16 protein-coding genes are annotated in these 17,849 nt (G+C 65.6%); 12 read left to right on the top strand and 4 right to left on the bottom strand.

Going from position 1 to position 17,849, the window contains the following annotated elements:
* Positions 1 to 21: 21 nt before the first annotated feature.
* Entirely contained in the window at positions 22 to 816 is a 795-nt protein-coding gene (locus tag AB1281_RS17210) for a MetQ/NlpA family ABC transporter substrate-binding protein (protein ID WP_014038577.1), read from the top strand.
* 97 nt (positions 817 to 913) lie between these two features.
* Here AB1281_RS17210 and glpK read toward each other — a convergent pair whose 3' ends face one another.
* The 3 genes from glpK to AB1281_RS17195 all read right to left on the bottom strand — a co-directional run bounded on the left by glpK (position 914) and on the right by AB1281_RS17195 (position 4,855).
* Positions 914 to 2,413, bottom strand: coding sequence for a glycerol kinase GlpK (gene glpK, locus AB1281_RS17205; RefSeq protein ID WP_164116908.1), 1,500 nt, complete (start codon positions 2,411 to 2,413; stop codon positions 914 to 916).
* Between the two features lie 102 nt (positions 2,414 to 2,515).
* A complete protein-coding gene (gene glpD, locus AB1281_RS17200) occupies positions 2,516 to 4,003 on the bottom strand; it encodes a glycerol-3-phosphate dehydrogenase (RefSeq protein ID WP_430346483.1) in 1,488 nt (495 codons plus the stop codon).
* A 216-nt stretch (positions 4,004 to 4,219) separates the two neighbouring features.
* The gene (locus AB1281_RS17195; RefSeq protein WP_014038574.1) at positions 4,220 to 4,855 is read right to left on the bottom strand and encodes an OmpW/AlkL family protein; all 636 of its coding nucleotides are present in this window, start codon (positions 4,853 to 4,855) and stop codon (positions 4,220 to 4,222) included.
* 186 nt (positions 4,856 to 5,041) lie between these two features.
* Here AB1281_RS17195 and AB1281_RS17190 point away from each other — a divergent pair, with 186 nt between their 5' ends.
* The 3 genes from AB1281_RS17190 to lpdA all read left to right on the top strand — a co-directional run bounded on the left by AB1281_RS17190 (position 5,042) and on the right by lpdA (position 9,338).
* Entirely contained in the window at positions 5,042 to 5,557 is a 516-nt protein-coding gene (locus tag AB1281_RS17190; RefSeq protein ID WP_075676179.1) for a DNA-deoxyinosine glycosylase, read from the top strand.
* A 167-nt stretch (positions 5,558 to 5,724) separates the two neighbouring features.
* Positions 5,725 to 7,428, top strand: a complete 1,704-nt coding sequence (gene aceF, locus AB1281_RS17185) for a dihydrolipoyllysine-residue acetyltransferase (protein ID WP_430346482.1) — start codon at positions 5,725 to 5,727, stop codon at positions 7,426 to 7,428.
* 107 nt (positions 7,429 to 7,535) lie between these two features.
* Complete coding sequence (gene lpdA, locus AB1281_RS17180) at positions 7,536 to 9,338, top strand: dihydrolipoyl dehydrogenase (protein WP_430346481.1); 1,803 nt, start codon at positions 7,536 to 7,538, stop codon at positions 9,336 to 9,338.
* A 458-nt stretch (positions 9,339 to 9,796) separates the two neighbouring features.
* On the opposite strand, the gene AB1281_RS17175 is transcribed toward lpdA, so the two are convergent.
* On the bottom strand, positions 9,797 to 10,615 hold the full coding sequence (locus AB1281_RS17175) for a hypothetical protein (protein ID WP_049445989.1): 819 nt from the start codon (positions 10,613 to 10,615) through the stop codon (positions 9,797 to 9,799).
* A 458-nt stretch (positions 10,616 to 11,073) separates the two neighbouring features.
* On the opposite strand from AB1281_RS17175, the gene AB1281_RS17170 reads away from it, so the two are divergent.
* The 8 genes from AB1281_RS17170 (at position 11,074) to atpD (ending at position 17,755) form a co-directional block, all read left to right on the top strand.
* Complete coding sequence (locus AB1281_RS17170; protein WP_014648497.1) at positions 11,074 to 11,439, top strand: hypothetical protein; 366 nt, start codon at positions 11,074 to 11,076, stop codon at positions 11,437 to 11,439.
* Between the two features lie 31 nt (positions 11,440 to 11,470).
* Positions 11,471 to 12,271, top strand: a complete 801-nt coding sequence (gene atpB / locus AB1281_RS17165) for a F0F1 ATP synthase subunit A (RefSeq protein WP_014038569.1) — start codon at positions 11,471 to 11,473, stop codon at positions 12,269 to 12,271.
* A gap of 73 nt (positions 12,272 to 12,344) precedes the next feature.
* Positions 12,345 to 12,650 (top strand): F0F1 ATP synthase subunit C, encoded by a 306-nt coding sequence (atpE, locus tag AB1281_RS17160; RefSeq protein ID WP_005411133.1) that lies wholly within the window; start codon positions 12,345 to 12,347, stop codon positions 12,648 to 12,650.
* Positions 12,651 to 12,756: 106 nt separating this feature from the next.
* Positions 12,757 to 13,227: a F0F1 ATP synthase subunit B gene (locus AB1281_RS17155; protein WP_430347011.1), complete on the top strand. Its 471-nt coding sequence runs from the start codon at positions 12,757 to 12,759 to the stop codon at positions 13,225 to 13,227.
* A gap of 2 nt (positions 13,228 to 13,229) precedes the next feature.
* Positions 13,230 to 13,757 carry a F0F1 ATP synthase subunit delta gene (locus tag AB1281_RS17150; RefSeq protein WP_075676182.1) on the top strand — a complete coding sequence of 176 codons (528 nt, stop codon included), beginning with the start codon at positions 13,230 to 13,232 and terminating at the stop codon, positions 13,755 to 13,757.
* A gap of 44 nt (positions 13,758 to 13,801) precedes the next feature.
* Entirely contained in the window at positions 13,802 to 15,349 is a 1,548-nt protein-coding gene (gene atpA, locus AB1281_RS17145) for a F0F1 ATP synthase subunit alpha (protein WP_014038567.1), read from the top strand.
* A gap of 97 nt (positions 15,350 to 15,446) precedes the next feature.
* A complete protein-coding gene (gene atpG, locus AB1281_RS17140; RefSeq protein ID WP_049435859.1) occupies positions 15,447 to 16,310 on the top strand; it encodes a F0F1 ATP synthase subunit gamma in 864 nt (287 codons plus the stop codon).
* A gap of 38 nt (positions 16,311 to 16,348) precedes the next feature.
* Entirely contained in the window at positions 16,349 to 17,755 is a 1,407-nt protein-coding gene (gene atpD, locus AB1281_RS17135; RefSeq protein WP_430346480.1) for a F0F1 ATP synthase subunit beta, read from the top strand.
* The last annotated feature ends 94 nt before the right edge of the window (positions 17,756 to 17,849 follow it).

Genomic DNA, 17,849 nt, shown 5'->3' with positions numbered 1-17,849 from the left:
CCCCCGAGAATCCAATCCCCCATGAAGAAGACCCTGTTGCTGCCCCTGCTCGCCGCTGCGCTGGCCCTGACCGCCTGCGGCAAGTCCGGCGAGCCCTCGCAGAAGCTGGTGGTGGCCGCCACGGCCGTGCCGCATGCCGAGATCCTCGAGGTGGTCAAGCCGATCCTCAAGCAGGAAGGCGTGGACCTGGACGTGCGCGTGTTCAATGACTACGTGCAGCCCAACGACCAGCTGGTGCAGAAGCAGGTGGATGCCAACTACTTCCAGACCGAGCCGTACCTGGATGCCTACAACCGTGACCGCAAGACCGACCTGGTGAAGGTGATCGGCGTGCACATCGAGCCGTTCGGTGCGTACTCGCGCAAGGTCAAGTCGCTGGCCGAGCTGCGCGAAGGCGCCGACGTGGTGATCCCGAACGACCCCAGCAACAACAGCCGCGCGCTGATCCTGCTGCACAAGGCCGGCGTGATCGAGCTGAAGGACCCGACCAACGCACTGTCGACCCAGCGCGACATCATCGCCAACCCGAAGAACCTGAAGTTCCGCGAGCTGGACTCGGCGATGCTGCCGCGCGTGCTGGACCAGGTCGATCTGGCCCTGATCAATACCAACTACGCGCTGGACGCCGGCCTCAACCCGACCAAGGATGCGCTGGCGATCGAGAGCAAGGACTCGCCGTACGTGAACTTCCTGGTCGCGCGCCCGGACAACAAGGACGATGCCCGCGTGCAGAAGCTGGCCAAGGCCCTGACCAGCCCGCAGGTGAAGGCCTTCATCGAGACCAAGTACAAGGGCGCGGTGCTGCCGGCGTTCTGACGGCCACTGGCCATGTGGTAGTGCCGGCCGCTGGCCGGCAATCTCCAGGCGCTCCCCCAGACATCATGGGGTTGCCGGCCAGCGGCCGGCACTACCCTCAGTCGACGTGGAAGGCGAGGGTGGCGGCCACCGCCTGCTGCCATCCCGCATACAGCTTCTCGCGCCGCGCCACCTCCATCTGTGGCTCGAAGCGCCGGTCCAGGCCCCACTGCGCGGCGATCTGTTCGCGGCTGGTCCAGAACCCCACCGCCAGGCCGGCCAGGTAGGCCGCACCCAGCGCGGTGGTCTCGGTTAGTCGCGGCCGCAGCAGCGGCACACCGAGGATGTCGGCCTGGAAACCGGCCAGGAAGTCATTGCCGATCGCACCGCCATCGGCGCGCAGCTCGGTCAGCGCGATACCGGCATCGGACTGCATCGCATCAAGCACGTCGCGGGTCTGGTAGGCCATCGCTTCCAGCGCAGCGCGCACGAAGTGCGCCTTGCGGGTGCCGCGGGTCAACCCGAACATCGCACCGCGTACGTCACTGCGCCAATAGGGCGCGCCGAGGCCGACAAATGCCGGCACCAGGTAAGCGCCGCCACTGTCGGGCACCTGCGCGGCCAGTGCCTGGCTGTCACTTGCGCGTTCGATCATGCGCAGCCCATCACGCAGCCACTGCACCACCGAGCCGGCGATGAAGATCGAGCCCTCCAGCGCGTACTCCACGCGCCCGTCCAGGCCCCAGGCAATGGTGGTCAGCAGGCCGTTGCGCGACCGCACCGCCTGCGCACCGGTATGCATCAGCATGAAACAGCCGGTGCCATAGGTGTTCTTGACCATGCCCGGCTGGAAGCAGGCCTGGCCGAACAGCGCTGCCTGCTGGTCACCGGCGATGCCAGCGATCGGGATCGGGTGGTCGAAGAAGAACTGCGGCCGGGTATGCGCGTATACCGCGCTGGAGTCGCGCACCTGCGGCAGCATCGCGCGTGGGATGTCGAGCAGGGCCAGCAGCTCGTCATCCCAGTCCAGCGTGTGGATGTTGAACAGCAGCGTGCGCGCCGCGTTGCTGTAGTCGGTCACATGCGCTTGGCCACCGCTCAGGTTCCACACCAGCCAGCTGTCGATGGTGCCGAACAGCAGCTCGCCACGTTCGGCGCGCTGCTGCGCGCCCTCCACGTGGTCGAGGATCCAGCGCACCTTGGTGGCGGAGAAATAGGCGTCGATCAGCAGGCCGGTCCGCTCGCGGATCAGCGCTTCATGCCCTTCCGATTTCAGCCGCTCGCAGATGGCGTGGCTCTGCCGCGATTGCCAGACGATGGCATTGTGGATCGGCTGGCCGGTGGCACGGTCCCAGACCACGGTGGTTTCGCGCTGGTTGGTGATGCCCAGTGCGGCGATATGACGCGGGTCGATCTGCCCGCGGCTGAGCAGTTCGGTCAACGTGGCATAGACGCTGGTAAGGATCTCGCGCGGGTCATGCTCGACCCAGCCGGGGTGCGGGAAGATCTGCGCGAACTCGCGCTGCGCGCTGCCGACGATGTCGCCGGCACGGTCGAACAGGATCGCGCGCGAACTGGTGGTGCCCTGGTCGATGGCCAGCACGTAGCGGGGCGTCATGCAGCGTCTCCGGTAGAGCAGTCAGGGTAACTTACCTTTCTCTCAGTGGAGCCGAGGCATGCTCGGCTGCATTTGCACAACGCAGCCGAGCATGGCTCGGCTCTACAGAGTGGAGTGTTCGATCCACGCCTGCAGCCGTGCCACCTGTGCAGCATCCAGCCGCAACCCCAGCTTGCTCCGGCGCCACAGGATATCGTCGCTGTCGCACGCCCACTCGCGTTCGCGCAGGAAGTCCACTTCGCGCGCATGCAGGCCGCCGCCAAAGTCCTCGCCCAGATCGTGCAGGCCCTGTACACCCTGCAGCAGTTCCGCGCTGCGACTGCCATAGGCCCCGGCCCAGCGTCGCGCGATACCTGCGGGCAACCACGGTGCCAGCGCCAGCAGGTGCGAGCCTGCCTGCGCGGCGTCGCCCCAGTCGCTGCCCGGCAGCGGGTCTCCGCGCGCCGTCCAGGCTGGTCCCATCTGTGGCAGGGCAGGGCGCAGCAGCTCCAGTGCCTCCTCGGCCAGCACCCGGTAGGTGGTCAGCTTGCCGCCCAGTACATGCAACGCCGGCGCCGGGTCCGCCTGCACCTGCAGGCGGTAGTCGCGGCTCAGCTTCGCTGCGCGTGGATCCGGGGCAGCCAGCAATGGACGGACACCGGCGAACGCCCAGACCACCTCCTCGGGGGCGATGGGGTCACGCAGGTAGCGATTGGCCGCTTCGCACAGGTAGGTCACCTCGGAAGGCAGCACGCTGCAGCGCGCCGGGTCACCGCGATAGTCGGTATCGGTGGTGCCCACCAGCAGGTGGTCGTGGGCGAAGGGCAGCAGGAACACCACGCGTCCGTCGGGCTGCTGCAGCAGGCAGGCGCTGTCATCGGGCCAGGGCCGGCGCAGCACGATGTGGCTGCCCTGCACCAGACGCAGCGCGGGGCCGCCGCTGCGCGCCTGCATCCGTTCCAGCAGGCCCCCTGCCCACGGGCCCGCCGCGTTGACCACGGCGCGGGCATTCACGGGGTGCGGCTGGCCATCGGCGGATTCCAGAACGGCCCGCCACCGGCCCTGCACGGGGTGCAGGTCGGTGCAGCGACTGCGCACCCGCACCTGTGCGCCCCGCTGCGCGGCATCCAGGGCGTTGAGCAGTACCAGTCGCGCGTCATCGACCTGTGCATCGGCGTAGCTGAAGGCCTGCCGCAGCGTCGGGGAGAGCCACTGGCCGAGCGGATCGCGTTGCAGCTCCAGTGCGCGTGACGCGGGGAGGGCGGGGCCGCGCCGGCCCAGATGGTCGTACAGCCACAGCCCCACGCGCAGCATCCAGCGCGGGCGCAGGTGCGGTTCCCACGGCAGCACGAAGCGCAGCGGATGGACCAGATGGGGCGCCTGCCGGCGGACCACCTCACGTTCGCCCAGCGCCTTGCGCACCAGGCCGAACTCGCCCTGTTCCAGGTAGCGCAGGCCGCCGTGGATCAGTTTGCTGCTGGCACTGGAGGTGTGCGCGGCCAGGTCGTGCTGTTCGCACAGCATCACGCGCAGGCCACGGCCACTGGCGTCACGGGCGATGCCGGCGCCATTGATGCCGCCACCGATCACCAGCAGGTCGACGTCGTCCATCGTGTCTCCGCATCCCGTGTCTGTAGAGTCGAGCCGCGCTCAACTCACTTTCCCAATAGTCGAGCATGGCTCGACTCTACAAAAAGCAGTCGGGCATGGCTCGACTCTACAAAAAGCAGTCGGGCATGGCTCGACTCTACAGAACGCAGGTGACGGAAACGACGACGGGCCCCGAAGGGCCCGTCGCGTTGCATCAGTGAAGCGGTGCTGCCTGGATCAGAAGCGGGCGCCGATGCCGAAGCCGACGGTCCACGGATCCATCTTGGCTTCGCCGATCTTCTCGCCGCCAACCTTGATGTCCGGGCGGGCACGCATGTAGCGGGCGTCAGCACGGGCGAACCAGGTGGAGTTGATGTTCATGTCGACGCCGACGGTGCCGATCACGCCCTTGGCATCCTTGAAGCGGATGTCGGTGTCAGCGCCGTTGCCCAGCTTCTCGTTGCTGAAGCTCGACTGGTAGTAGCCGACGCCCACGAACGGGCGGAACACGTTGTCAGCCTGGCCGAAGTGGTACTGGCCGCTCAGCGCGACCGGCTGCTGCTCGACCGAGCCCAGGCGGGCGTTGTTCGGGCCCTTGAACTTGTTGTCGAACTTGTCGGCAGCGCCCCACAGCTCAACGGCCCAGTTGTCGTTGATGTAGTAGCTGAAGCTGACGGTCGGCGCCGGGCCACCGTCGGTCTTCTTCACGCCGGTGATCGGGTCGTTCTTCGGCTGCAGCAGCGAGATGCCGCCAACAACGGCAAAATGCTTGCCCGAAGCGGTATCGGTGGTGCTGCTGTCCTGTGCGAAAGCGGCCGGTGCGAAGGCGGCGGAGGTCAGCAGGGCGAGACTCAGGATACGGATGGAGCGCATGGGGGTATCTCCTAATGTTTCTTGTTTTGGGCCCCCGGTTGCGGGGCGAGCACACCGTAGTCGCCCCAACATGAATCGAATCCGACGCACGTTAAAAAATAGTTTTCCTTGTTCAGCGACGGGTGCGGAATGCCTGTATTCATGGGGTTTTTGGCCGTCGCTGACATTCATGCAGTTGGAGAAGATGTGAGCACAGCAACGTTGTGCATTGGCCTGCAAGCGCAGGTGAACGTGGCATGCCGGGTACTGCTGCTGGGCTCGATGCCAGGCGTGGCATCCCTGCAGGAGCAGCGCTACTACGCGCATCCGCGCAACCGCTTCTGGCCGCTGATGGCCGATATCTGCGGTTTCGACGCGGGTCTGCCCTATGCGCAACGGCTGCAGGCGTTGAACGCCGCGGGCATCGGCCTGTGGGATGTGATCGGGCGCTGCGAGCGGCGCGGCAGCCTGGATGCCGACATCGTGCGTGGCACGGAAGTGGCCAATGCACTGCCGGAACTGATCGCCACGCTGCCTGAGCTGACGCTGATCGGCTGCAATGGTGGTGCGTCACTGCAGGCATTCCAGCGCTGGGTGCTGCCACGGCTGGAGGCTCCACCGAAGGTGGTCGCACTGCCGTCGACCAGCCCGGCCAATGCGGCGTGGTCGTTGCCGCGCCTGCGCCAGGCCTGGCAGCCGGTGGCCGACGCGCGGGCGACATGAAGCGGACATCGTCCGGACAATACGCTACCGACTGGTCGCAGCCGCGACCCATGGGCAACAGCCTGTCCCGGCTGCGTGCGTACTGAAAACACCTGTAACGGTTGGCGCTGGACCCCGCTGGCCGCACAATAGACGTTTCCCTACACCAGATTGCCGGAGTTATCCCCATGGCCGAAATCAAGGAAGCACTTGTCCCCGATATCGGTGACTACAGCGATATCCCGGTAATCGAGGTGCTTGTCGCCGTCGGCGACACGGTCAAGAAGGACCAGGGCCTGGTGACGCTGGAAAGCGACAAGGCGACCATGGAAGTGCCGTCCTCGGTGGCTGGCGTGGTCAAGGAGCTCAAGGTCAAGGTGGGCGACAGCCTGTCCGAAGGCAAGGTCGTGGCCCTGATCGAAGTGGCCGAAGGCGAAGCCGAAGCTGCCAAGCCGGCCGCTGCCGCACCGGCACCGGCCAAGGCCGCTGCACCGGCTGCCGCCACCCAGAGCGCGCCGGCCCCGGCCGCAGCTGCGCCGGCCGCCCCGGCTGCCAGCGGTGGCGCGGTTGAAGCGCTGGTGCCGGACATCGGCGACTACGCCGGCATTCCGGTCATCGAAGTGCTGGTCGCCGTGGGCGACACGGTCAAGAAGGACCAGGGCCTGGTCACGCTGGAAAGCGACAAGGCGACCATGGAAGTGCCGTCCTCGGTGGCAGGCGTGGTCAAGGAGATCAAGGTCAAGGTCGGCGACAACCTGTCGCAGGGCAACGTGGTTGCCATCATCGAAGCCGAGGGCGCTGCCGCGCCAGCACCGGCCAAGGCCGCTGCGCCGGCCCCGGCGGTTGCAGCCCAGGCCCCGCAGGCCGCTGCTCCGGTTGCCGCCGCCGCTCCGGTTGCTGCCGCGCCGTCGGCCGGTACTCCGGCCAGCCCGCCGGTGCAGTTCAATGCCGATGGCGTGCTGCCGGCCAAGGTGCCGTACGCCACCCCGGCGGTACGCGTGTTCGCCCGCGAGCTGGGCGTGGACCTGCTGCAGATCAACGGCACCGAGAAGGGTGGCCGCATCACCAAGGGTGACGTGCAGAAGTTCGTCAAGGCCGCGCTCAGCGGTGGCGTGCCGGCAGCTGCCGGTGGCGCCGTCGCCGCCGGTGGTGGCCTGAACCTGCTGCCGTGGCCGAAGGTCGACTTCAGCAAGTTCGGCGAAACCGAAGTCCAGCCGCTGTCGCGCATCAAGAAGATCTCGGGCGCGAACCTGGCCCGCAACTGGGCCATGATCCCGCACGTCACCCAGTTCGAGCAGGCCGACATCACCGACCTGGAAGGCCTGCGCGTGGCACTGAACAAGGAAAACGAGAAGGCCGGCATCAAGCTGACCATGCTTGCCTTCCTGATCAAGGCCAGCGCCGCGGCGCTGAAGAAGTTCCCGGAATTCAACGCCTCGCTCGATGCCAGCGGTGAAAACCTGACCCTGAAGAAGTACTTCCACATCGGCTTCGCCGCCGACACGCCGAACGGCCTGGTCGTGCCGGTCATCCGCGACGTGGACAAGAAGGGCGTGGTGCAGATCGCGCAGGAAACCGGCGAACTGGCCAAGAAGGCACGCGACGGCAAGCTGGGCCCGGCCGACATGAGCGGCGGCTGCTTCTCGATCAGCTCGCTGGGCGGCATCGGCGGCACCGCGTTCACCCCGATCGTCAACGCACCGGAAGTAGCGATCCTCGGCGTCTCCAAGTCGTCCATCCAGCCGGTCTGGAACGGCAAGGAATTCGCACCGAAGCTGATGCTGCCGCTGTCGCTGAGCTACGACCATCGCGTCATCGACGGCGCCCTGGCCGCACGCTTCACCACGTACCTGTCGCAGGTACTGGCCGACATGCGCCGCGTGCTGCTGTAAGGCACCGCTTCGCCCCCACCGTGCGGCCGCAGCCCCTGGCGCGGCCGCGTGAACAGATGCAGTGACAGCCCACCGGCACCGCCGGGCGGGCACGAGGAAAACCCACCATGGCCACGATTGAAGTCAAGGTTCCCGACATCGGCGATTACAGCGATGTGCCGGTGATCGAAGTGTTGGTCGCCGTCGGCGATACGGTGAAGAAGGATCAGGGTCTGGTGACCCTGGAGTCGGACAAGGCCACTCTGGAAGTGCCGTCCTCGGCCGCCGGTGTGGTCAAGGAAATCAAGGTCAAGCTGGGCGACACCCTGTCCGAAGGCGCCGTGGTCGTGGTGCTGGACGCTGAAGGCGCCGCCGAAGCCCCGGCCAAGGCCGCCGCGCCGGCTCCGGCCGCCCCGGCCAGCAAGCCGCCGGTGACCCCGTCGCACCGCGCCCCGGCCGAACCGGCTGCGCCGAAGCCGGCGCTGTCCAGTGGCAAGCCGGCCGACATCGAATGCGAGATGGTCGTGCTGGGCTCCGGCCCGGGCGGCTACACCGCCGCCTTCCGCGCCGCCGACGTCGGCCTGGATACGGTGCTGGTCGAGCGCTACGCCAGCCTCGGCGGCGTCTGCCTAAATGTCGGCTGCATTCCGTCCAAGGCGCTGCTGCACGCCGCCGCGGTGATCGACGAAGTGGCCCACGCCGGTGATTTCGGCGTCGAGTTCGGCAAGCCGACCATCACCCTGGACAAGCTGCGCGAGTACAAGGAAAAGGTCGTCAACCAGCTGACCAAGGGCCTGGCCGGCATGGCCAAGCAGCGCAAGGTCCGCAGCGTGCAGGGCGTCGGCAGGTTTGTTTCGGCCAACGAGCTGGAAATCACCGCGGCTGACGGCAGCACCCAGCTGCTGCGCTTCCAGAAGTGCATCATCGCCGCCGGTTCGCAGGCGGTGAAGCTGCCGAACTTCCCATGGGACGACAAGCGCGTGATGGATTCCACCGACGCGCTGGAGCTGGCCGAAGTGCCGGGCTCGCTGCTGGTCGTCGGCGGCGGCATCATCGGCCTGGAAATGGCCACCGTGTACAGCGCGCTGGGCAGCAAGGTCACCGTGGTCGAGTTCATGGACCAGCTGATGCCGGGCGCCGACAAGGACCTGGTCAAGCCGCTGGCCGACCGCCTGAAGAAGCAGGGCATCGAAGTGCACCTGAAGACCAAGGCCTCGGGCGTCACTGCCGATGCCAAGGGCATCACCGTGACCTTCGACGCTGCTGAGGAGGGCCAGACGCCTGCGCTGGCGCAGGGCACCTTCGACCGCGTGCTGGTGGCCGTGGGTCGCTCGCCGAACGGCAGGAAGATCGATGCAGAAAAGGCCGGCGTGCAGGTCACCGAGCGTGGCTTCATCCCGGTTGATCGCCAGATGCGCACCAACGTGCCGCACATCTTTGCCATCGGCGATATCGTCGGCAACCCGATGCTGGCCCACAAGGCCACGCACGAGGGCAAGCTGGCGGCTGAAGTGGCGGCCGGCCACAAGAAGGAATGGGTGGCCCGCGTGATTCCGTCGGTGGCCTACACCAACCCGGAAATCGCCTGGGTTGGCGTGACCGAGACCGAAGCCAAGGCCAAGGGCCTGAAGGTCGGGGTGGCCAAGTTCCCGTGGGCTGCCAGCGGCCGCGCGATCGGCATCGGTCGCACCGAGGGCTTCACCAAGCTGATCTTCGACGAAGAGACCCACCGCATCATCGGTGGTGCGATCGTCGGCGTGCATGCAGGCGACCTGCTGGCCGAGATCGGCCTGGCCATCGAGATGGGTGCGGAAGCCGAGGACATCGGCCACACCATCCACGCTCACCCGACGCTGAGCGAATCGGTGGCGATGGCCTCGGAAATCTACGACGGCACGATCACCGATCTGTACATGCCGAAGAAGAAGTAAGGCGCCCGCGCCGTTCCGAACGAAAAGCCCCGGCCTCTGCCGGGGTTTTTTGTTGGCTGTGGGGACGCCTTCGGCAGCACATCGCGAGGGTCTGGGCCGCTGCGCGGGTGGCAGGCGTTTGGACAAATGTCCCCCGTCGTCCGCCTGCGGCGGTCGCCTCCTCCTTTACTTTGTCCAAACGCCTGCCACCCGCGCAGCGGCTCTGCTTGCGGACAGTCGAGAGCCATTGCCTGGGCCGCCGTGATGCCTGACACGCGGAGGGAGCGGGGGTTGCGTGCGAAGTAAAGGAGGAGGTGCCGGCCGCAGGCCGGCGCCGGGGGACATTCGCACGCAGCCCCCGCTCCCTCCAGCGCTCGACCAACCCGCTTCTGCTCTCCTGTCAGGAACCCACAAAAAACGCGGCCCCGATGTTCCGGAGGCCGCGCCAGGAGAGAGGGTGCCGTGGAAGGGGCGGGGGATCAGAACACGAAGCTGATACCGGCCACCGGGCCCTTGAATTCCTGCTTCAGGCCGACAGTGCCGTCGCTGCCCTTCTTGTCCACGTCCAGCTTGAACCAGTCGTAGCCGGCGAACACGCCGAAGTTCTTGGTGAAGCGGTAATCGACGATGGCATTGGCGCGGCTCAGGTCGCCCTTGTAGTCATCGAAGCTGCCCCAACGCGTGTTCAGGTACTGGCCCTGCAGCGTGATCATCCAGCGCTCGCCCGGGGTGAAGGTCATGCGCGCACCCACCACCGGCGCGATGCCGTCGGCCTTCTCGTTGAGGAACTGGCCTTCGTACACGGTGCCCAGGTCGGCGTAGCCCTTGGTGCTGACCTTGGCGTACTCGCCACCGATCTGCAGGCCGAGGTCGAAGGTGTCGGTATCGACGACCGAGTAATCGTAGACCAGGCTGGCCACCTGGTACTTCAGTTCACCCTTCACGAAGCTGCCGGCCGGCACGTTCTCGCCGCCGAAGGAAATGCCCTGGTCGAGGGTCTCGCGGCGGTCCTTGTCGTACTTGAAGTAGTTGAACAGCAGGCGCTGGCGATTGCTGATGCGGAACATGCCATCGATGCGCGGCTCCCATTCCTTGCCCCCCAGCTTGAAGTCCTGGTTCAGGGAGACATCCTGGCCAGCCACATTGGTCTTGCCGCGGATCGTGTTGTCCGAATCGATGTTCATCGCACCCAGGCGGATGGCGAAGCGGTCATCGCCTTCGGCGGCATGGGCGGCAGTGGCGAACGAAGCACCGGCGGCGAGCAGGGAGAGGGCGAGCAGGGTGGGTACGGAGCGCATCGAAGAGTCCTTGCAGTGGTTCATCAGAATGAAAACCACTGTGCCGGACAGGCACGTCCACCATCCGTGAACGTATGGTCCACGAGGTGTGCACGGTTCAGCGCTGTCGCGACGATGCAAAAAGATGGCCCCGGAGCCGGGCTTCGGGGCCATCGTGGGACCTGCGGGGCGGAGCGTCGACGAGGTTGCTGCAGGCAGGTCGCAGGATCGGACCGGCGCATCCTGCGAAAGTTCCGCGCCTGCGACCAAAGTTCAATACTGCGGTGCAGCATCACGCGGACGTCATTGTCCCCTGGGTGGCACGCAAAAATGTAACCGTTACCGCAACTTGCGGCTTCCCGGGATGAACAGGGAGCGGTTGTCTCGCAAATTGTCCCATTGCTATAATTTGGCGGCTCGATGAGGCCCCCCTGCTGTAGCCGCCTCAGCCCTCCACTTGCAACCACGCGGGACGTCCTGTGCTGAACTCCGTTGATGCGGGTCGGCGACTGATGCTGCGCGCCGCGGTCTACCCGCTGGCCGCGGTCGCTGTCCTGGCCCTGGCCTTCCTGCTGGTGGGTCCGAAATATGCCCTCGGCGCGCTGGCGTCCGGTGTGGCCATTTCGGCCGGTGGCTGGGTTGCGGCACGGATGGCACTGGGTGGTGGCGCGGTGGCTGCAGGATCGGCGATGGCTCGCCTGATCATTGCGATCGTAGCCAAGTGGGTCGTGGTTTTCGGCGTCCTGCTGGTGGGGTTCCTGGTCTTCAAGCTGCCTGCATTGGCGCTGTTGGCCGGTATCGCCGTCGGCTTGATGTTCCAGGTCCTGGCGATGGCCAGGCGTTGACAGAATTCAATTAACTGAAGGTTCCGGACACATGGCGGGCGAGGCTCTAACCCCTACCAGCTACATCCAGCATCACCTGCACAACCTGACCGCACCGGTCGGCAAGGGTGAGGGTATGTTCTGGCATATCCACGTCGATACCTTCCTCACCGCCGTCCTGATGGGCCTGGTGATCGTTGTCGCGTTCTGGCTGGGGACCCGCAAGGCCACCGCCGGCGTGCCGGGCAAGTGGCAGGCCTTCGTCGAGATCTGCCTGGAGTTCGTCGACCGCCAGGCCAAGGACACCTACCACGGCAAGAGCAAGCTGGTCACGCCGATCGCCATCACGATCTTCTTCTGGATCCTGTTGATGAATCTGCTGAAGATGATCCCGGCCGATTTCATCGCCAAGCCGCTGGAATGGGTGGGCGTTCACTACTGGAAGCCGGTCCCGACCGCTGACGTCAATGCCACCCTCGGCATGGCCATCAGCGTGTTCTTCCTGATGCTGTTCTTCGCGCTCAAGTCCAAGGGCCTGGTCGGCTTTGTCAAGGAATTCCTGACGGCCCCGTTCGGCAAGTGGATGATGCCGTTCAACCTGATCCTCAACATCGTCGAGTGGCTGAGCAAGCCGATCTCGCTGGCGATGCGACTGTTCGGCAACATGTTCGGCGGCGAAATCGTGTTCCTGCTGATCTGGGTGCTGGGTGGTGCCGGTTTCTTCGGTGCCATCGCAGGTGGTGTGTTCGGCCTTGGCTGGATGCTGTTCCACCTGCTGGTGATCCCGCTGCAGGCCTTCATCTTCATGATGCTGTCGATCGTGTACCTGAGCCTGTCGGAAGACGCTCACTGAGTTTCAAGCTTCAACGCGTTTCAACCTTCATCCGTTTCATCACCCTTAGCAACTTAAGTTCCTGGAGATAACCATGTACTTCGCCGTCCTGACCAACTTCGCGCAGATTCAGAGCTCCACCGCCCTTGCCGTCGGCATCATGATCGGCCTGGCCGCGCTGGGCGCCGGTCTGGGTCTGGCCATCATGGCTGGTAAGTTCCTGGAGTCGGCCGCCCGCCAGCCGGAACTGATCCCGGTCCTGCAGGTCCGCATGTTCATCACCGCCGGCCTGATCGACGCCGCGTTCATCATCTCGGTCGCCGTTGGCCTGCTGCTGGCCTTCGCCAACCCGCTGTCGGCTGCCTTTGCTGGCGCCGTCACCAAGGCTCTGGCCGGCTGATACAGCGGTTTGAGACGACCGGGTGCTGATGCACCCGGTTTCGGATGAAGGCCGGATGCGCCGCTACGGCGGCGCGTCCACCCCGAAACCAGCGATCGAGCTAACCATGAATATCAATTTCACCCTTCTTGCGCAGGCGCTGGCCTTCGCTGGTCTGATCTGGATCATCGCGACCAAGATCTGGCCGCCGCTGATGAACGCGATCGAAGAGCGCCAGCAGAAGATTGCTGAAGGCCTCGCTGCTGCCGACCGCAGCCAGAAAGATCTGGCCCAGGCGCAGGAGAAGGTCAACGAAGCGCTGAAGGAAGCCCGCACCAAGGCCAACGAGATCATCGATCAGGCCCACGCGCGTGCCAACCAGATCGTTGATGCTGCCCGTAACGAAGCGATCACCGAAGCCACCCGTCACAAGGAACTGGCCCAGGCTGAAATCGACGCCGCCGCCAACCGTGCCCGTGAAGATCTGCGCAAGCAGGTGTCCGCGCTGGCCGTGACCGGTGCCGAAAAGCTGCTCAAGCGCGAAATCGACGTCAACGCCCACAAGGCGCTGCTCGACGAGCTGGCCTCGGAGATCTAAGGATGAGCCAGGCCCTCACGCTTGCCCGCCCGTACGCCCGCGCCGCGTTCGCGACCGCGCGCGACGAAGGCGCGTTCGCGCCGTGGTCGGACGCCCTGGCGTTCTCCGCCCACGTCGCCGCCGACCCGCGCGTGGCGGCCCTGCTCGCCAACCCGGAGCTGGGTCGTGACGACGCCGTCGCCCTGCTGGCGCCGGTGTCCCACGGCGAGACCTACTCGCGCTTCCTGGCCATCCTGGCCGAATCGCATCGTCTGCCGCTGCTGCCGGAAATCTCCGGCATGTTCGACGCCCTGCGCGCCGAAGCCGAGCACGTGGTCAAGGCCACGGTGACCTCGGCGGCCGAACTGTCGGCCGGCGAGCTGGACGCGATCAAGGCTGCGCTGCGCAAGCGCTTCAACCGCGAGGTCGAAGTGACCACCGCGGTGGATGCCTCGCTGATCGGCGGCGCCGTGATCGACGCCGGCGACGTGGTCATCGATGGTTCGCTGAAGGGCAAGCTGGCCCGTCTGCAGACCGCGCTCGCTAACTGAATTCATTTAACGTCCGGCCCCGCTGCCGGCACTAGGACTTGACGATGGCAACCACGCTCAACCCCTCCGAAATCAGCGAACTGATCAAGAACCGCATCGAGAAGGTCAAGCTGGCCGCGGAATCGCGCAACGAAGGCACCGTGACCAGCGTGTCCGACGGCATCGTGCGCATCTTCGGTCTGGCCGACGTGATGCAGGGCGAAATGATCGAACTGCCGAACAACACCTTCGCCCTGGCCCTGAACCTGGAGCGCGACTCGGTCGGCGCCGTGGTCCTGGGTGACTACGAGAACCTGCGCGAAGGCGACGTCGCCAAGACCACCGGCCGCATCCTGGAAGTGCCGGTCGGCCCGGAACTGCTGGGCCGCGTCGTGAACGCGCTGGGCGAGCCGATCGACGGCAAGGGCCCGCTGGGCACCGACCTGACCGCTCCGGTGGAGCGCGTTGCTCCGGGCGTGATCTGGCGCAAGTCGGTCGACCAGCCGGTGCAGACCGGTTACAAGTCGGTCGACTCGATGATCCCGATCGGCCGTGGCCAGCGCGAGCTGATCATCGGTGACCGCCAGACCGGCAAGACCGCCATGGCGATCGATGCGGTGATCAACCAGAAGGGCACCGGCATCAAGTGCGTGTACGTTGCGATCGGCCAGAAGGCTTCGACCATCGCCAACATCGTGCGCAAGCTGGAAGAGAACGGCGCGCTGGCCCACACCATCGTGGTGGCCGCGACCGCTTCCGAATCGGCTGCCATGCAGTACATCAGCGCCTACTCGGGCTGCACCATGGGTGAGTACTTCATGGACCGCGGCGAAGACGCGCTGATCGTGTACGACGATCTGTCCAAGCAGGCTGTCGCCTACCGCCAGATCTCGCTGCTGCTGAAGCGCCCGCCGGGCCGCGAAGCCTACCCGGGTGACGTGTTCTACCTGCACTCCCGTCTGCTCGAGCGCGCTGCCCGCGTGTCCGAGGAATACGTCGAGAAGTTCACCGAAGGCAAGGTCACCGGCAAGACCGGTTCGCTGACCGCGCTGCCGATCATCGAAACCCAGGCCGGCGACGTGTCCGCCTTCGTTCCGACCAACGTGATCTCGATCACCGACGGCCAGATCTTCCTGGAAACCGACCTGTTCAACGCCGGCATCCGCCCGGCCGTGAACGCCGGTATCTCGGTGTCGCGCGTCGGTGGCTCGGCCCAGACCAAGATCATCAAGAAGCTGTCGGGCGGCATCCGTATCTCGCTGGCCCAGTACCGCGAGCTGGCTGCGTTCGCGCAGTTCGCCTCGGACCTGGACGAAGCGACCCGCAAGCAGCTGGAGCGTGGCCAGCGCGTTACCGAGCTGATGAAGCAGAAGCAGTACGCGCCGATGTCGATCGCCAACCAGGCGCTGTCGATCTACGCCGTCAACGAGGGTTACCTCGACGACGTGCCGGTCAACAAGCTGCTGGCGTTCGAAGAAGGCCTGCACGCCCACTTCGCCAACACCCAGGGCGAGCTGATCAGCAAGGTCAACGCCACCGGCGGTTGGGACAACGACATCGAAGGTGCCTTCAAGAAGGGCATCGCCGAGTTCAAGACCACCGGCAGCTGGTAATCGCGGTCCTGTAGAGCGGAGCCGCTGGCTCCGCTGGACCAGATGACAAACGGTTGAACAACGCGGGGCATCAGCCCCGCGCCACGGGAAACAAGAGATGGCAAGCGGACGCGAAATCAAAACCAAGATCAAGAGCGTGCAGAACACCCGCAAGGTGACGCGCGCCCTGGAAATGGTCTCGGCCTCCAAGATCCGCAAGGCGCAGGATCGGATGAAGACCTCGCGTCCGTACGCGCAGGCGATGAAGCAGGTGATCGGCCACCTGGCCCAGGCCAGTACCGATTACCAGCATCCGTTCCTGGTCGAGCGCGAGCAGGTCAAGCGGGTCGGCTTCATCGTGATCTCCTCCGATCGCGGCCTGGCCGGCGGCCTGAACAACAACCTGTTCCGCAAGATGCTGGGCGAAGCCAAGGCATGGCAGGACAAGGGTGCCGAAGTGGACCTGGTGACCATCGGCCAGAAGGCATCGACCTTCTTCCGCCGCGTGAAGGTCAACATGGTCGGCAGCGTGACCCACATCGGCGACGTGCCGAAGCTGGAATCGCTGATCGGTGTGATCAAGGTCATGCTCGACGCCTTCACCGAAGGCAAGGTCGACCGCGTGTACCTGGTCTACAACCGCTTCGTGAACACCATGACGCAGAAGGCCAGCTTCGATCAGCTGCTGCCGCTGCCGCCGGCTGAGAAGCAGGTCGCTCACCACGACTGGGATTACCTGTACGAACCCGATGCCGCGACCGTGCTCGAGCACGTGATGACGCGTTACATCGAGTCGCTGGTGTACCAGGCACTGCTGGAAAACGTCGCCTCCGAGCATGCCGCACGCATGGTTGCGATGAAGGCGGCGAGCGACAACGCCAACAAGCTGATCGGCGAACTGCAGCTCGTCTACAACAAGGCGCGCCAGGCAGCGATCACCCAGGAAATCTCCGAAATCGTCGGCGGCGCGGCAGCAGTCTGACCGCGTTCGTTCAAAGCACACATTTAGAGGATGCAGCAATGAGTCAGGGCAAGATCGTTCAGATCATCGGCGCGGTCGTCGACGTCGAATTCCCGCGTGAGGCGGTGCCGAAGGTGTACGACGCACTGAAGGTCGACAACACCGAAATCACCCTCGAAGTCCAGCAGCAGCTGGGCGACGGCGTGGTGCGTACCATCGCCCTCGGTTCCACCGACGGCCTGAAGCGCAACCTGGTTGCCACCAACACCAACCGCGGCATCTCCGTGCCGGTCGGTGCTGGCACCCTGGGCCGCATCATGGACGTGCTCGGCCGTCCGATCGACGAAGCCGGCCCGGTGGCCGCCAGCGACAGCTGGGAAATCCACCGTGCGGCCCCGTCGTACGAAGACCAGTCCCCGGCCACCGAGCTGCTGGAAACCGGCATCAAGGTCATCGACCTGATGTGCCCGTTCGCCAAGGGCGGCAAGGTCGGCCTGTTCGGCGGCGCCGGCGTCGGCAAGACCGTCAACATGATGGAACTGATCAACAACATCGCCAAGGCGCACAGCGGTCTGTCCGTGTTCGCCGGCGTGGGTGAGCGTACCCGTGAGGGCAACGACTTCTACCACGAAATGAAGGACTCCAACGTCCTCGACAAGGTGGCGATGGTGTACGGCCAGATGAACGAGCCGCCGGGCAACCGTCTGCGCGTCGCCCTGACCGGCCTGACCATGGCCGAGTACTTCCGCGACGAGAAGGACGAAAACGGCAAGGGTAAGGACGTCCTGCTGTTCGTCGACAACATCTACCGCTACACCCTGGCCGGTACCGAAGTGTCGGCACTGCTGGGCCGCATGCCGTCCGCCGTGGGTTACCAGCCGACCCTGGCCGAGGAAATGGGCGTCCTGCAGGAGCGCATCACCTCGACCAAGAACGGTTCGATCACCTCGATCCAGGCCGTCTACGTTCCCGCGGACGATCTGACCGACCCGTCGCCGGCGACCACCTTCGCCCACCTGGACTCGACCGTCACCCTGTCGCGTTCGATCGCCTCGCTGGGTATCTACCCGGCCGTCGATCCGCTGGACTCCACCAGCCGCCAGATGGATCCGCTGGTCATCGGCCACGAGCACTACGACACCGCCCAGCGCGTCCAGCAGACCCTGCAGAAGTACAAGGAACTGAAGGACATCATCGCGATCCTGGGCATGGACGAGCTGTCCGAAGAGGACAAGCAGGCCGTGTCGCGCGCCCGTAAGATCGAGCGCTTCTTCAGCCAGCCGTTCCACGTGGCCGAAGTGTTCACCGGTTCGCCGGGCAAGTACGTGCCGCTGAAGGACACCATCCGTGGCTTCAAGGCCATCGTCGATGGCGAGTACGACCACCTGCCGGAGCAGGCGTTCTACATGGTCGGCGGCATCGAAGAAGCGGTCGAGAAGGCCAAGAAGATGGCCGAGAAGGCCTGATCCGGGACGGGCGGGAGCGATCCTGCCCGACCTGACGCCGGCGCCGGGCAACTGCCCGCGCCGGTGGACCCCCACGGTGGCATTGCGCCGCCGC

It is taken from the genome of Stenotrophomonas sp. NRRL B-14846, assembly GCF_050473585.1.
Lineage (GTDB): Bacteria > Pseudomonadota > Gammaproteobacteria > Xanthomonadales > Xanthomonadaceae > Stenotrophomonas.
Note: the sequence above shows the minus strand (reverse complement) of the source record. Positions and strands in the feature narration are given on the sequence as shown.

Coding starts and splice junctions, on each gene's coding strand:
- atpE (WP_005411133.1), top strand. CDS start 12,345: ATGTACTTCGCCGTCCTGACCAACTTCGCGCAGATTCAGAGCTCCACC.
- AB1281_RS17155 (WP_430347011.1), top strand. CDS start 12,757: ATGAATATCAATTTCACCCTTCTTGCGCAGGCGCTGGCCTTCGCTGGT.
- lpdA (WP_430346481.1), top strand. CDS start 7,536: ATGGCCACGATTGAAGTCAAGGTTCCCGACATCGGCGATTACAGCGAT.
- AB1281_RS17195 (WP_014038574.1), bottom strand. CDS start 4,855: ATGCGCTCCATCCGTATCCTGAGTCTCGCCCTGCTGACCTCCGCCGCC.
- AB1281_RS17150 (WP_075676182.1), top strand. CDS start 13,230: ATGAGCCAGGCCCTCACGCTTGCCCGCCCGTACGCCCGCGCCGCGTTC.
- atpB (WP_014038569.1), top strand. CDS start 11,471: ATGGCGGGCGAGGCTCTAACCCCTACCAGCTACATCCAGCATCACCTG.
- AB1281_RS17210 (WP_014038577.1), top strand. CDS start 22: ATGAAGAAGACCCTGTTGCTGCCCCTGCTCGCCGCTGCGCTGGCCCTG.
- atpG (WP_049435859.1), top strand. CDS start 15,447: ATGGCAAGCGGACGCGAAATCAAAACCAAGATCAAGAGCGTGCAGAAC.
- AB1281_RS17175 (WP_049445989.1), bottom strand. CDS start 10,615: ATGCGCTCCGTACCCACCCTGCTCGCCCTCTCCCTGCTCGCCGCCGGT.
- glpD (WP_430346483.1), bottom strand. CDS start 4,003: ATGGACGACGTCGACCTGCTGGTGATCGGTGGCGGCATCAATGGCGCC.
- aceF (WP_430346482.1), top strand. CDS start 5,725: ATGGCCGAAATCAAGGAAGCACTTGTCCCCGATATCGGTGACTACAGC.
- glpK (WP_164116908.1), bottom strand. CDS start 2,413: ATGACGCCCCGCTACGTGCTGGCCATCGACCAGGGCACCACCAGTTCG.
- atpD (WP_430346480.1), top strand. CDS start 16,349: ATGAGTCAGGGCAAGATCGTTCAGATCATCGGCGCGGTCGTCGACGTC.
- atpA (WP_014038567.1), top strand. CDS start 13,802: ATGGCAACCACGCTCAACCCCTCCGAAATCAGCGAACTGATCAAGAAC.